The following is a 13435-nucleotide window of genomic DNA, read 5'->3' as shown; positions in this document are numbered from 1 at the left end:
AACTTTTACTTAGGAATTAAGCAATGAGTCTAGCGGATACCGTATTAGCCACTAATGATGATCTACCCATTCGTACCGACAAACCTGTACATAGTGGTAAGGTGCGCTCTGTTTATTGGTTAACTGAAGAGGACAGCCGCAGACTGATTGCTGAAAAAGGATACGATGTCCGTGCCGATGCACCGTTAGCAATTATGGTGATTAGCGATCGCATCTCTGCCTTTGATTGTATCTGGCAAGGTGAAGACGGGCTAAAAGGTGTGCCCGGAAAAGGCGCAGCATTAAATGCGGTCTCTAATCATTGGTTTAAATTATTTAAACAACAAGGTTTGGCCGACAGCCATATTCTGGATATTCCACACCCATTCGTCTGGATAGTGCAAAAAGCAAAACCGGTAAAAATTGAAGCCATTTGCCGCCAGTATATCACCGGGTCGATGTGGCGAGCATATCAAAAAGGCGAGCGTAACTTCTGCGGCATTCAGTTGCCCGAAGGTTTACAAAAAGACCAAAAATTACCCGAGTTATTAATGACCCCGTCGACCAAAGGTATTTTAACCGGCATTCCCGGGGTACCTGAGCAAGATGATGTGAATATTACCCGTGAAAATATTACCGATAATTTTGCCGCTTTTAATTTCTCATCAACCAATGACGTCGCTTTATACGAAAAACTACTGAAAGAAGGTTTTGCCGTGATCAGCGAAGCACTGGCCAAACTCGATCAAATATTTGTGGATACTAAATTTGAGTTTGGTTATGTCGAAGATGCAAGCGGCCAAGAAAAATTAATTTATATGGATGAAGTCGGTACGCCCGACTCGTCAAGAATTTGGGACGGTGCAGCCTACCGAAATGGTAAAATTGTTGAGAATTCAAAAGAAGGATTCCGCCAGTTATTATTAAACCATTTTCCTGATCCCGATATTTTGCTCAACAAAGACAGAATGACAGAGCGCACTGCGTTAGCACAAAACAATGCATTGCCGGTTGAAGTGCTCATGCAGGTTTCCAAAACCTATATTGATATCGCGGAAAAGATTAGCGGCGAAAAAGTTCATCTTTCAGATAATCCGAAAGCCGAAATAATAGAGATACTGCGCACGCAATACGGTTTAGTAGATTAATAGACTTATCACACTACAGGGGCGGATTTTCCGCCCGAATGCAAACTCAAAATTACTTTTCAGCTTCAATTTTTTCCCAACGAATTTCCCCAAACCCCATTTTTTTAAATGACTCTTCACGAAAATTCTTAACGGCTGCGTTCGATTTGGCACTGATCCGAACCTGCTCTTCCATTTGCAAAAAATCCGTTAAATCAATCCCTTCGGCTGCTGCTGCCGCTTCGTACGCATCTATATGTTTGTCATACGAAAAATTTATTTCTTTACGCTTTTGTTTATAAACGTAAATAATTTTACGAGCCATGCTTTTATCCAAACTAAAAATTGTGAGTGATATTTTGCCTGAAAATATGCCGAAGGTAACCTTTTTATAAAAGCGACCAATTTATTAAAGTTAAAAAAACGACAATTTAACTTCCATTGAATCATATTACTATAGTATAGTAATTTTGTTGTTAACAAAAAAACAACAGCATTCACAATAATGCAATTTTAAGTATCACTGACACTCAACACAAAAACGTTTTTTAGGAGGCGTATAATGAAAATCACACGCAATGCAATCCTAGGGCTAACATGCAGTTTACTTTCCCTAACCAGTTGGCAAACCTATGCAATTGATAACGGTGTTTACACAATAACATCAAATTACAGCGGAAAATTAGTAGAAGTAGGCAGCGCTTCTACCACTGATGGCGCTAATATCAGCCAGTGGCCAGCCAATGGGCACGACACTCAAAAGTGGTTAGTAACGGCTACTGATGACGGCTATTATTCTCTGGTGAATCTGAACAGTGGTAAATCAATGGAGGTATACAATTACGATACCAATGATGGAGCCAATGTCAGTCAATGGGAATATTGGGGTGGCGATAGCCAAAAGTGGGAAATTAATGATTTAGGCAACAATCAATATTATTTAATCAATAAACACAGTGGCAAAGCGTTAGATTTATTGGGGTACGACACCAGTAACGGCGCAAATATCGGACTATGGAGTTATTGGGGCGGCGATGCTCAGAAATGGACTTTGTCAAAAATCGCAAATATTGAAGCTTCACCATGGGATCCGTCAACCACCAATGGTGCTATAAACCATTGGCCACTCACCGGAAATTTGGTGACTCACGATCCAACGATAGGATATGAGGATGGAACTTGGTGGATTTTCCAAACCGGCGACGGTATTTTGGGTAAATGGTCAACCGACGGTATCCACTGGGAAGGCGCTGCCCCCATATTTCCAAATGGTTTAAGCTGGTGGCAAAATTACGTGCCAGAGCATAATGGTATCGACGTTTGGGCACCTGAGCTCAAACAATATAATGGTCGTACTTGGTTGTATTATTCAATTTCCACTTTCGGCTCACGCGTTTCGGCCATTGGTTTAGCCTCAGCAACCAGTGTTGCAACGGGCGACTGGCAAGACGAAGGTTTAGTGGTTAATACCACAAACAGTGACAACTACAACGCGATTGATCCCGATCTGGTATTGGATAAAAACGGCGCGCCTTGGTTAGTATTTGGTTCTTGGAATTCAGGCATCAAATTAAAACGCATCAACCCAATTACCATGAAACCTTATGGCTCTTTGTATTCTTTAGCTAGCCGCTCTGGGGGATTGAAGCGCCTACCATTATTTATCGTCAGGGCTATTATTATCTATTTACTTCATTCGGCAAATGTTGTGCTGGCTCAGATAGCACCTACCGAATTGCATATGGCAGAGCGACAGATATTCGCGGCCCTTACTTAGATAAAAATGGTGTCGATATGATGAACAGCGGTGGCTCAATTTTAGACGCCGGTAATAGCGCTTGGGCAGGTCCTGGCGGACAAGATATTTTAAACACAGACGTCATTGTGCGTCATGCCTATGATGTCAATGACAACGGCACACCTAAGTTGATGATCAGTACTTTAAACTGGGATTCAAATGGTTGGCCACGTTATTAATCACACGCTAATATTTTAGCGTTAAAACAATAAACGTTTAATTCTAGGGCATTGAATCATCAATGCCCTTTTTTAATTTCTTAACTCATTAAATTTAATTATCACTAAAACCTGTTGTTCTCAAACTTGGCTGATAAAATAAGCTTTTTCTAACCATATGGGACTAAGCTGTGAGTTCTCCTAGCCAGAAAACAGACATTTTATTATTCGACCTCGACGGTACTTTAGTAGACAGTGCGCCTGATCTTGCATTGGCTGTTAACGATACTTTGCAACAACTTGGCCGCAACACGTTTTCGCAAGAGGTGATTCGCGGTTGGGTTGGTAACGGTGCTAAAACTCTAATAGAAAGAGCGTTAAGTGGTGACATAGAAATTTCACCAGACTTGGATCCAGAATTATCCGCTAAAGCATTAGCTATTTTCCTGCACAGTTACCAACAGAATGTCTGTGTCCATTCAAAATTGTACGATGGGGTGCTTAACAGTTTGCAGACATTAAAAGAGCTGGGATATAAACTCGCAGTTGTCACCAATAAACCCGAACGTTTTATTCAACCGATTTTAGACGGTTTAGGCTTAACGGATGTGTTTGATACACTAGTGGGCGGTGACACTTTGACGCAGAAAAAACCCGCCCCAGAACCTTTATTACATGCCTGTCAGCTAATGGGCGCATCTATTGAACGCTGTTTAATGATAGGTGATTCACGCAATGATATCCTTGCGGCTAAAGCAGCGGGTACAGCAAGTGTCGGTCTAACTTACGGTTATAACTACGGTGAAGATATTGCCCAGTATCAACCAGAATGGGTGTTAGACAACTTTACCGATCTGCTGAAAATATTGAAAGATTAAAGCTAAATAGCACGCGCTAAAGCGGTCGGATAGGCTCTGGCCTGTGCTATTTTTTTCGCCAATTTCACAACATTTTGTAGTTTGATATTGCGCGTTACCGGAAAATAATGCTGGTTAATATGTTCTCTTTTCAGGTCATGACACAAACCTAACTGCTCGAGCTTTTGCAATATTAAATCAGCCGCGGTTAACGCGGATGAAGCTTTAATAATTTCGGTACGGGCGTAATAATCCCCTTCAAAAGAAACATCTGAGGTGCGTAAATTCGGATTATTTCCCGGTATTTGTTGCGCGCCAAACATAGGTTGCGCGGCAACAAACGCACGGTTGAAAGCCGGAATATATTGTGACAAATGCGCTATTGAACTTTGACTACGTTGTAAAACTGATTGATCTGGCCAGCCTTGTTCTATTTTTCGCAAATAAAGCGGCGGTAATTTAGGTTGTGCACTGCTTTCAGTACTGCTGACCAAACCATCATCAAACAATGTAATTTCCGGTGTCATGCCATGCAACTGGAAATAACCATCGGGATATGGCGTTAACTGAGCCATACCCGAAGCCGTGCCGCGCTGACCATGAAAAACCACTTCAGGCCACTGCCCTTTACACTCCAACCAGCGTGCGACATAAGCTGCTTTAAACTCGACTAAACGTTCTCGTGGCGCTTGCAACATATCGTCTAACTGACCACTGCGAAATCCACAAGCATTAATTAGGTAGTCAAATGACAAAATATCTCTTTTTTGAGTCTGTCTATTTTCAACTTCGACTTGCCAGTAACCCGCTTCGTTGTCGCCTGCCGTATTTGTAATACCGATTACTTTGTTGTGTGTTTTTACCTGACAGTTGTCAAATTCTTCACTGGCCAGTTTAGCAACAGCAGAAAAACGAAATCCACTCAGCCCATATTCCTGTACCAGAATCAGCGGAAACTGTAACTTTTCTAAATCTAACTGTTTAGCAACCGGGATCACCCAGTCTTTCGCGCTTTTCGCTTGTTTTGGCAAAGGTTGTTTGGCAAGCCGTTCAACCTCTTCACGACTAAAAAGCTGAAAGTAATTTTCAGCTTCACCTAATAGCTTTTTATCCGGCTGCGCTTTAATCAGCTCACTATATTGCGCTTTTAGTTTTTCAAGTCTAGGTAAAATGGCTTGCGGACTGCCGGGATCAACTTTAGGGACAGCAATTAACGTGGGCCGAACATTCACGCACTGCGGAAATACGCGCAGCATATCAATCGATTGTTTAAGCAAGGTTAAACATTGTTGATCTGATATTTCCCGATAAAAACTGCCACCAGCATGTAAATGACAAATAGGCGGCCCACTGACCAAACTTTCATTTTGTTCAATTAAAGTGACATCGATACCCAACTCGGCAAGGCGCAACATAATCGTTGTACCGGCGATACCGCCACCAATTACTGCAATTTTTGCACTTCTATCCAGATTCAAAAAACTAAAGGCCCATTAAAAATTTAACAAAAGTCGTATTGAAATATTTTACTCTGCAAATACACTTCTGCCTACTGGTACACCTTTAACTTTACACTTTTTTTATTTTTGTCATCATAACGAAACCATTGTCATAATTACGAAAACAACCGCCACTACACTCGAAATATTATTCAGGAGAAACATCAGTGGCTTTATGTGGTTATCGCGTTTAACTAAAGTTATTCATGGCAAAATTTTTAGAGCTTTTCACGCCCGCTCAACACAAACCAAAAAAGTTAACCTCATTTTAAGCACTCAAACGCCCATTCATACAGTATCAGCAGAATATTTATCCTTCTCTATCGATATTTCTGTATTGGTTGGGGGTTACTGGTGGGAAGGCAGCCAAGGGGTCAAAAAAGGTTTAGGCACCTTGCGCGTGCCCCCCATTGACTTAGACAATAAAAAATTAGACCGTTTGGTGCAGGCACTTGGCCCCTCCTATATTCGCATTGGCGGATCCGAAGCGGACAAAATACACTATTTACACGCCCCTGAAGATGAACCAGATGCATTAGTATTAACCGCACCGATGTGGGATAAATTACATGCATTTATCCAGCGCAATAATTTAAAGCTCGTTTTTACCTTTAAATACGGCTTATTCGAGCGCAGCCAGCATGGCGCCTGGCAAGGCTCTGAGATTCAAAAGTTGCTCGATTACTCAAAGCAAAAAGGCTATCAGGTCGATATTTGTGAATTAGGCAACGAGCTAAATGCTTATTGGGCGTTTCATGGTATTCGCTCGCAGCCGGGTGGTAAAAATCTGGCTCTAGATTATGCAACGTTTGCGCAACTCATTAAAGATTATTATCCAGAGATTAAAGTAATGGGTCCAGGCAGCGCCTACTGGCCTAAACTGGGTGAGTCATTAACACCTTTGCCAAATCTAACGCAAAAATTTTTGCAAAACCTGAACTTTAAATTGGATATTGTCAGTTGGCATTATTATCCGTTTCAAAGTACAAGATCGCCGGTACGCACACGCACAGCCAATTTAAGAGCGCTGTTGTCTCCCCGCTCATATAATGATTTTAAAAAGTACTCAGAAAAACTCAGTCACTGGCGTCATCAATATCAGCCACAAGCCGAATTTTGGACGGGTGAAACAGGCTCTGCACAATGTGGTGGGCAACCACAATTGTCGGATCGTTTTGCCTCTTGTTTTTGGTGGGCTGAACAATTGGGCTGCGGTGCCGCGCTGGGTCAAAAAGTGATGATACGACAAAGTTTGGTTGGCGGGGATTATGGTTTAATCAACCGTTTAACCTTAAAACCCAGACCCGATTTTTGGGTCAGTTGGTTGTGGGTTCAGCTGATGGGACAAAATGTTTACGCAGCCCTCAGTAACCATCCAAGAGTTCGGGTATATTGCCACCAGCACCCGACTCAGCATTATAAAACACTGATGTTAATTAACATCAGCCACTATACGGTGAATATGTTATTGCCGCAGAACTACGACATTCAACAACGTTATGTCTTAACGGCGAAAAAAATAGATGCCAAAAAATTACTGATTAACGGCATAAAACCCAAACTCAAAAAGGGAAAGATAAGTTTGACAGACTTCCCTAAACTGGAAAACACGGCCGATCTTCCCCCCTATAGCATTAGTTTTTGGTTACTGGAGATGAAAAGTGAGCCATCGCAGACACATTAATTAGCTAAGCAGATCTCTTTATCTTAATCTATACCTGCATATCTATATTTGCTGGTTTACCTACTTTATATTGGTAGCTTGTGACATCAGCCTTCCCCCAGTAGAATAGTGCATTCAAACTTCACGTTATTTGCATCGTTAAGCGCAAAATAACAGCGCAAAACAGTCAAGCAGGGTATCCATGAAACTAGAACAAATAAGATCTGCCATCACGGAAGGTGGAGAACTGCCTGTTGAAGGGATCACGGCCGCCAAAGCACATTGGTCTCTGTTTTACCCTGAAGTAAACAAACTTATCGATCAGTTTATCGAAGATGATAGTTCGTTAACCTATGAGCAGCAAACAACATTGTTTTTTGGCACCTTAATCGCGGCCGAGCTGCAATACCGCCCCGCTCTAGAGAAAGTGTTACAATTATTTTCTCGCAATGACGATATACAATCGCAACTTGAAGTCATTTTTGGCGATGCGATAACCGAATTAACACCCAGTATTTTTTATAATTTATCAGCTGGTGAAACGCAGCCTTTATCAAATTTTATCGTCGCCCATCATGCAGGCATGTACTGCAAAGCTGCTGCGATTGAAGCTGTATTTGCAATGTACGAAGTCGGCGCTATTGAACAAGAAGACTTGGTACAACACGTCAAACGCTGGCTCAACGCATTTTTAATAACGCCCTGTGAAATGAACCGTTTTTTAATCAGTGCTGTCGTTGTTAATTGCATCAATTATCGTCTCGACCAGTTTAAAGCGGAATTTACCGTGCTATTGGATAAATCCGTTTTTGATGAAGAAAGCATTTCGCCCGAAACCATTAAAGCTTGGAATAATACCGATTCATTTAAGTTAATTGAAGAAGGCTTTGTACAAACCGAGTTTAAAGTAATTGAAACATTAAGCAGTTGGTTCGTTGAAACGACAAATTCGCATATGAAAACAGAAATAGAAAATGAAACAGAGGCTGAATTTAATCAAGCATTTGCAGAGTTTGACTCGTTAGTATCTGAAGATGGCTTGTTATCTCAATTGGTATTCAACGAACAGAACATTATCGATAACAGCGTCCCAGTTAGTTCACTTGCCAAAGCCGGTCGCAACGATCCATGCCCATGCGGCAGTGGCAAAAAGTACAAAAAGTGCTGTTTGCATTAGGCTAGATTAATCTGCTAGTTTGCAGATTAAAAAGCGAATTTGATTCGCTGCAGTTTAACCTGCAGCGATATTTTATTTGTTCTATTTATATTTGTTCTATTTATAAAGCTCGCCAGCTCGGTTATTCAACCTAAACAAGCATACTAAGGGCAAAAACAATAGCACCCAGATGTTAATACTGCCACCACCACTATGGTTTGCGGCAGGACTTGAATACATAGGCTGGGCTCGGTCGGCTCGGTGAGACTGAACAGCTGCATTTAACCTTTGCTGTTGAGCCAATTTTTCCAGCTTAACCCGCTCTGCATTATTTTTTTGTATACCGTACTGTTCAAACACCTCATCTCGAACAACCAGCATAGAGGTATAATTGGTGACTAATCCAGCTTGTATTGCAATATCGGTAATGGCTTGTTCTGTGTCTTTATCATGGCCAAAATAATCCATCTTTTCTTGCAAATCAGCAATCTTTGCGTACGCCCACAAACGCTCAATTTCAGGGTAAGGCGTGGCTTCATCAGTAAATTCAATTTCTGTCGTATAAACTTTTTTCTGACCAGCAATTTTTCCACTCACCTCTACCTTTGCTTGCCCATGACCCCAATAATGACCCAAAACAATTAATTGCTGACCGCGGTACAAACTGCCTATATTCTCAGGTGTTAAATTTCTCACTTTAATACCAGAGATATTAATTTTAACGTCATGCATCGCTTTATGCGTCATTTTTGCCGTGGCTTCCAATAGTTTGCCCGCAATATCATCACTGTTTGAGATATTGGCCGAAAACCCATTCGACACTTTTGTCATACCTTGCAACAATGGCCTATTGGCATTATTTCCCATCACAAAGGTAAATAAACGTACATCATGCTTTTCCAGCAAAGTTAAAAAGGCTTTTTTATGTGTTTTACCGACATTCGCAACCCCATCTGTCACCAGAATAATTGAGCTGCTTCTATCACTTTCAACGCCTTTCATTGCTTTATACAAACCTTCATACAAATTGGTACTACCGTCCGGTTGTTGGGTCTCTAATTTGTTTAAGTAAGTCTGCACATTTTCAGCGGTTGCTTGCGCATAACCACGGGTGAGTTCAATTGCGTCATCTTTAAAAATGATAATTCTAAAACGATCGCGTGGTGATAACTTTTCAACGCCTTTTTTTACACCTTCGACTAAACTGGCATACTTACCTTGCATTGAGCCAGAAAAATCTAAAACGAAGACATAGTCACCCCCGTTATAAACAGGCTCTAAATCATCACCTGGGGTAATGGTTAACATAAAAGTCCCTTTAGATTGACTGTCTTTTTTATAACTGAGCAAATCTACAGATGCTGGTTTGTTTACACTATGTCGCCAGTACAAAAGAACGTCCTGATCTAAATTAAAGACCGTATGGCTGGTCACCTGAGTTTGCGATTGCCCCTCTGCTACAATTGCAGCATCATTCGTTAGCGAAACTTGCCATTCTTTATCTGAAATCTGTGATATCACAGCTTGTGGGTGTTTAGGCAGGCGAAATTGTTCCACCGGATAAGAAGAGCGAAAACGTAAATTAAAACTAAATTTTTCAGTGAATTTTGAATTATGTGTCCAAAACGCTAACCTTTCTTCATCCGTGCCACCTTCCTCTAATGGATAAACATAACGACCAATCCCGCTATCAACATGAGCAGCCTGAATGTAAGATAATCTAATTTTCACATTCTGCCCGGCTCTAACCGGAAATACTTTTATATCAAAGGTTTTATAACTATTTTGTTCGGTTAAACCCGCTTCTCGACCTGCCGCTTTTTCGCTCTGGTAGATATCCCGCGCTTTTTGTTTCGCCAATACTTCGCCAACGATAGGGACCTCATCGATCCAGTAGGTAAATTCACTAACAGCAGCTTTAGCAGGTACCGGAAAAGAGTAAATCGCTTCAAGATCTTGCGCATTCGGGTTATAAAAAATCTGTTCAACTTGAGTTACCGCATAACCATCGGCAATAGTGACATCAACATGATGCTCTTGAATGTCCAGTGATTGATAATTTGCATTGCTGGGTTGCATCAAACCGGCAGCGTAACTTTTGCCCACGGCGAAAAATGCGGTAACCAAGAGCAGCAGCGTTAATAGTTTTTTCAGCGAAACTATATTCATATTTTGTGTCCTTATCGGTTAAATTTCGCCGACAAGATCACTAATTGCACGATACAAAACAACCTAAATAGCTGAAGTTTAAAATTACGCCCCAATAAGTATCAATATATAATACCTACTATTGCTTTTTCGAAAACGGGTTAAACAATCCGTATTTCCACCTTCTGACTGCCAACACGGTTGTCACACCATTTTTTTCATCTAACGGTAATCCTGCATCTTCATTATTCAACTCATCAAATTCACGCGCCAGTCGCCGCAGTTTACGCTGAAATTCTGCGTTGCTTTTAGCCGACAACATACCGTTTAATACAATTAAACATTCTTCGTCTTCTCTAAAGGCTGCATTAAAGTATTCTTTGCCTAATTGAGTTTGAAAAAACTGTTGAATCGGACCATTTTTGATCCATTGAAAGTTTGGCGATACTAACAACTTAATTTTGTTTCTCGGCAGTAACTCGATGATTTTTAAACGATCTAAATGGGCAAGCTTCTGAATACATTGAGATTGGCTAAAATTGTTATATTGCATTATGTCTTCAATCGTCCATTTATTGAGTACACAAACCGTAATTAACAACAAGCTCATGTCTTGTGTAATCTCTTTTTCCTGTTCAATTGTCAGTTGTTTGAGTTGCGGTTGTTGTGCCTGCATCATTTGCACTATGTCAGTAATTTCCAAGCCCAACATACGACAAACTTTATCAAATCGTGACAGACTGAAACTTTGCTCTGCAAACAAGCGTTTCACACTCGCTTCGGTTAACTGTAAATGCGTTGCGACATCCGCATAGGTTTTACCATGTGCTTTTAACGCGGATTTTAATGCTTGTGTCAACGCAGCGGTCTGCGACATATCAAACTTTCCTTTAATTTTGTTTAGCTAAAGCATATCAAATCTAGGGCGTGTTGATCTTTGTTTATAATTTGAGCTGAGAGAAAAAATAAAACAAAGATTCACACGCCCTAACGCCTGCTGACTTTTTTGAGCGCTTCTTAAAGATCAAGCAAGACTCAATCACAGATCCTCGCATCGACCGCTGTAAAAAACATAACCTACTCGATATTCTATTGCTATCAATCAGCGCAGTCCTTTCAGGTGCTGAGGGTTGGGAAGATATTGAAAACAGCATTGTCACGCTTGATGCAATGGGATGCCAAGCAGAGATAGCCCAGCAAATTATCCATCAAAAAGCGGACTATATTTTAGCCTTAAAGGGGAACCATTCGGGTATGCAGCGCGAGCTAGAAGCCTGGTGGCATAAAAGCGTTCGTGAAGGGTTGAGTGAAGAAAAACATAGTACATACACAGAAGCTGACACTGGACATGGACGCATTGAAACCAGAGTATGCCAACAGCTACTGATTGATAAAAAGTGGTTAGATAAAGAATACCAATGGTCAGGGCTGAATAGCATCATCCAAGTGACGGCTACAATACATGAAAAATCGACCGGAAAAGAAACGAGTGAAACGCGTTGGTACATAAGCTCTTTAGGATTAGATGCAGAGCAAGCCCTCAATGCCGTTCGAAGTCATTGGCAAGGAAAAAGAAAATGGCTGGGCTAGACGTTCATTATCGCTCAACCCTGCTGGAGTCTGGTACTAAAATGCACTAGCCGTGGTCTTCCACACTCATATGTAAATAAAATTTGACGATATTGATTCTTAAGACTAATATACGACAACAAACACTCAACAACAATCATTAAAAATCAAAACACACCACCATACAAGGAAAGTTAAAATGCACGTGAATTTTTTACCTTTACATCGACAATACCTACCTCTCATGATTGCAGGTATTGTAATGGCTTTATTCTCCTTCACTACCCTAGCTAAAAAACCTGACGATCCGGCTTCTGCTAATCAGGGTCTGGAAAGAGCTGAAATTCAAAGAGCAAAGCGTGTTCAAGATATGTTGTTGCTCAAGAGTGCATCCAAGAAGTGTTTCCAGGAAGGAAAAAATAAACACAACATGGATAGAGAAAAGGCTTTAAAGTTTATAGAAAATTGCCGCAGTAAGCATTTACACAAAAACATAGAAAACTTCCAACTAGAGGTAGAAGAAGTCGCCCAAATCAACGAAGAGGCCTCAGAAAATGAATAGGTTTATATCGAGTATAGCCCTGTGTTTTGTGTGGGTGTGTGCACTTCTAAGTGCCCCATCTCAAGCTCAAATAATAGCGGCCAATATCGAAGTTTCCCTGATTTCTAACAATGGTGCATTTACCATTACGTGGGATGCGCATAGCAACAACCCTGAAGAAGGTTGTGTATATTTTGAGATCACTGTTCTACAAACTGGCTCTAGTAGTGTATTTGATTATTACGAAACCCTTAATTGCAACCAGAAAAGCTTCTCTGTTACCAATTATCCCGTTGGTGAATATGAAATTGAAATTAGCACCGCCTATGAATCTTTTACCAATGGTAATTATCACTTTGATACTGCCAGTATATTGCCCTTTTCAGTATCTGTAGTAGCCGGTGGTGCAACTGCATACGATTTATCTGAAAACTTCGAGAGCGGATGGGGAAGTTGGTCTAATACCGGTTCCTACAATTGGTATATAAATTCAGGAAGTACGCCATCTGGTAGTACAGGACCATCCTCAGCGGCGCAAGGGGATTCTTATGCATATTTTGAAACAACTAGCGGTTATGCATTTAACACGGGTAACACAGCAATACTGCAAAGTGCGAATCTTTCCTCATCTGACGATATCATTACCTTTCAATATCACATGTTTGGTGCGAATACAGGAACACTATATCTAGAGCTTTTCAACGGTAGTCAATGGATCGTTATTTGGAGTAAAAACGGTCAGCAACATAGCTCCAGTACAACCCCATGGTCAGAAGTAAGTGTCCCTATTTCCCACGCTAGTAGTAATGCCAAGTTGAGATTTAGGGCGGTTGCCGTTGGCGGCTATAGAGGGGATATTGGTATTGATAATATTCGTTTGGAGCCTTCAAGCGTTACTTATGAGTACGAGCCTACTGGTCACTTAATAAAAATAAAGTAA

At 41.0% G+C, this 13435-nt stretch carries 12 protein-coding genes and 1 pseudogene; 9 read left to right on the top strand and 4 right to left on the bottom strand.

Features of this window, described 5'->3' with window-relative positions; translation table 11 throughout:
• The first annotated feature begins 23 nt into the window (after nt 1–23).
• Nucleotides 24–1127 (top strand): phosphoribosylaminoimidazolesuccinocarboxamide synthase, encoded by a 1104-nt coding sequence (locus tag FNT16_RS07455; protein ID WP_143870998.1) that lies wholly within the window; start codon nt 24–26, stop codon nt 1125–1127.
• A gap of 52 nt (nt 1128–1179) precedes the next feature.
• On the opposite strand, the gene FNT16_RS07450 is transcribed toward FNT16_RS07455, so the two are convergent.
• A complete protein-coding gene (locus FNT16_RS07450; RefSeq protein ID WP_143870997.1) occupies nt 1180–1431 on the bottom strand; it encodes a DUF2960 family protein in 252 nt (83 codons plus the stop codon).
• Between the two features lie 237 nt (nt 1432–1668).
• Between FNT16_RS07450 and FNT16_RS07445 the strand changes: the two genes are divergently transcribed.
• The 3 genes from FNT16_RS07445 to FNT16_RS07440 all read left to right on the top strand — a co-directional run bounded on the left by FNT16_RS07445 (nt 1669) and on the right by FNT16_RS07440 (nt 3940).
• Complete coding sequence (locus tag FNT16_RS07445; RefSeq protein ID WP_281281901.1) at nt 1669–2883, top strand: RICIN domain-containing protein; 1215 nt, start codon at nt 1669–1671, stop codon at nt 2881–2883.
• Nucleotides 2766–3083 carry a family 43 glycosylhydrolase gene (locus tag FNT16_RS20995; RefSeq protein ID WP_281281910.1) on the top strand — a complete coding sequence of 106 codons (318 nt, stop codon included), beginning with the start codon at nt 2766–2768 and terminating at the stop codon, nt 3081–3083. Before FNT16_RS07445 ends, FNT16_RS20995 begins: the two co-directional genes overlap by 118 nt.
• 170 nt (nt 3084–3253) lie before the next feature.
• The gene (locus tag FNT16_RS07440) at nt 3254–3940 is read left to right on the top strand and encodes a phosphoglycolate phosphatase (RefSeq protein WP_143870996.1); all 687 of its coding nucleotides are present in this window, start codon (nt 3254–3256) and stop codon (nt 3938–3940) included.
• A gap of 2 nt (nt 3941–3942) precedes the next feature.
• Here FNT16_RS07440 and FNT16_RS07435 read toward each other — a convergent pair whose 3' ends face one another.
• A complete protein-coding gene (locus FNT16_RS07435) occupies nt 3943–5397 on the bottom strand; it encodes an FAD-dependent oxidoreductase (protein ID WP_246072425.1) in 1455 nt (484 codons plus the stop codon).
• Between the two features lie 196 nt (nt 5398–5593).
• On the opposite strand from FNT16_RS07435, the gene FNT16_RS07430 reads away from it, so the two are divergent.
• A complete protein-coding gene (locus FNT16_RS07430) occupies nt 5594–7102 on the top strand; it encodes a glycosyl hydrolase family 79 N-terminal domain-containing protein (protein ID WP_143870995.1) in 1509 nt (502 codons plus the stop codon).
• Nucleotides 7103–7283: 181 nt separating this feature from the next.
• Entirely contained in the window at nt 7284–8258 is a 975-nt protein-coding gene (locus FNT16_RS20990) for a DUF1186 domain-containing protein (RefSeq protein WP_143870994.1), read from the top strand.
• 96 nt (nt 8259–8354) lie between these two features.
• On the opposite strand, the gene FNT16_RS07420 is transcribed toward FNT16_RS20990, so the two are convergent.
• Complete coding sequence (locus tag FNT16_RS07420) at nt 8355–10406, bottom strand: VIT and vWA domain-containing protein (RefSeq protein ID WP_143870993.1); 2052 nt, start codon at nt 10404–10406, stop codon at nt 8355–8357.
• Nucleotides 10407–10524: 118 nt separating this feature from the next.
• Complete coding sequence (locus FNT16_RS07415) at nt 10525–11262, bottom strand: helix-turn-helix domain-containing protein (protein ID WP_143870992.1); 738 nt, start codon at nt 11260–11262, stop codon at nt 10525–10527.
• Between the two features lie 146 nt (nt 11263–11408).
• Here FNT16_RS07415 and FNT16_RS07410 point away from each other — a divergent pair.
• The 3 genes and pseudogenes from FNT16_RS07410 to FNT16_RS07400 form a co-directional block, all read left to right on the top strand.
• Nucleotides 11409–11951: pseudogene (locus FNT16_RS07410) on the top strand (ISAs1 family transposase); the annotation flags it as partial.
• Nucleotides 11952–12153: 202 nt separating this feature from the next.
• Nucleotides 12154–12516 (top strand): hypothetical protein, encoded by a 363-nt coding sequence (locus FNT16_RS07405; protein WP_143870991.1) that lies wholly within the window; start codon nt 12154–12156, stop codon nt 12514–12516.
• Nucleotides 12509–13435 (top strand): hypothetical protein, encoded by a 927-nt coding sequence (locus tag FNT16_RS07400; RefSeq protein ID WP_143870990.1) that lies wholly within the window; start codon nt 12509–12511, stop codon nt 13433–13435. The genes FNT16_RS07405 and FNT16_RS07400 overlap by 8 nt, the downstream gene beginning before the upstream one ends.

It is taken from the genome of Catenovulum sediminis, from assembly GCF_007289895.1.
Lineage (GTDB): Bacteria > Pseudomonadota > Gammaproteobacteria > Enterobacterales > Alteromonadaceae > Catenovulum > Catenovulum sediminis.
Note: the sequence above shows the minus strand (reverse complement) of the source record. Positions and strands in the feature narration are given on the sequence as shown.

Excerpts from the sequence above, each read along its gene's own strand:
- FNT16_RS07415 (WP_143870992.1), bottom strand. The coding sequence starts at position 11,262 with ATGTCGCAGACCGCTGCGTTGACACAAGCATTAAAATCCGCGTTAAAA.
- FNT16_RS07405 (WP_143870991.1), top strand. The coding sequence starts at position 12,154 with ATGCACGTGAATTTTTTACCTTTACATCGACAATACCTACCTCTCATG.
- FNT16_RS20990 (WP_143870994.1), top strand. The coding sequence starts at position 7,284 with ATGAAACTAGAACAAATAAGATCTGCCATCACGGAAGGTGGAGAACTG.
- FNT16_RS07430 (WP_143870995.1), top strand. The coding sequence starts at position 5,594 with ATGTGGTTATCGCGTTTAACTAAAGTTATTCATGGCAAAATTTTTAGA.
- FNT16_RS07445 (WP_281281901.1), top strand. The coding sequence starts at position 1,669 with ATGAAAATCACACGCAATGCAATCCTAGGGCTAACATGCAGTTTACTT.
- FNT16_RS07400 (WP_143870990.1), top strand. The coding sequence starts at position 12,509 with ATGAATAGGTTTATATCGAGTATAGCCCTGTGTTTTGTGTGGGTGTGT.
- FNT16_RS07455 (WP_143870998.1), top strand. The coding sequence starts at position 24 with ATGAGTCTAGCGGATACCGTATTAGCCACTAATGATGATCTACCCATT.
- FNT16_RS07420 (WP_143870993.1), bottom strand. The coding sequence starts at position 10,406 with ATGAATATAGTTTCGCTGAAAAAACTATTAACGCTGCTGCTCTTGGTT.
- FNT16_RS07450 (WP_143870997.1), bottom strand. The coding sequence starts at position 1,431 with ATGGCTCGTAAAATTATTTACGTTTATAAACAAAAGCGTAAAGAAATA.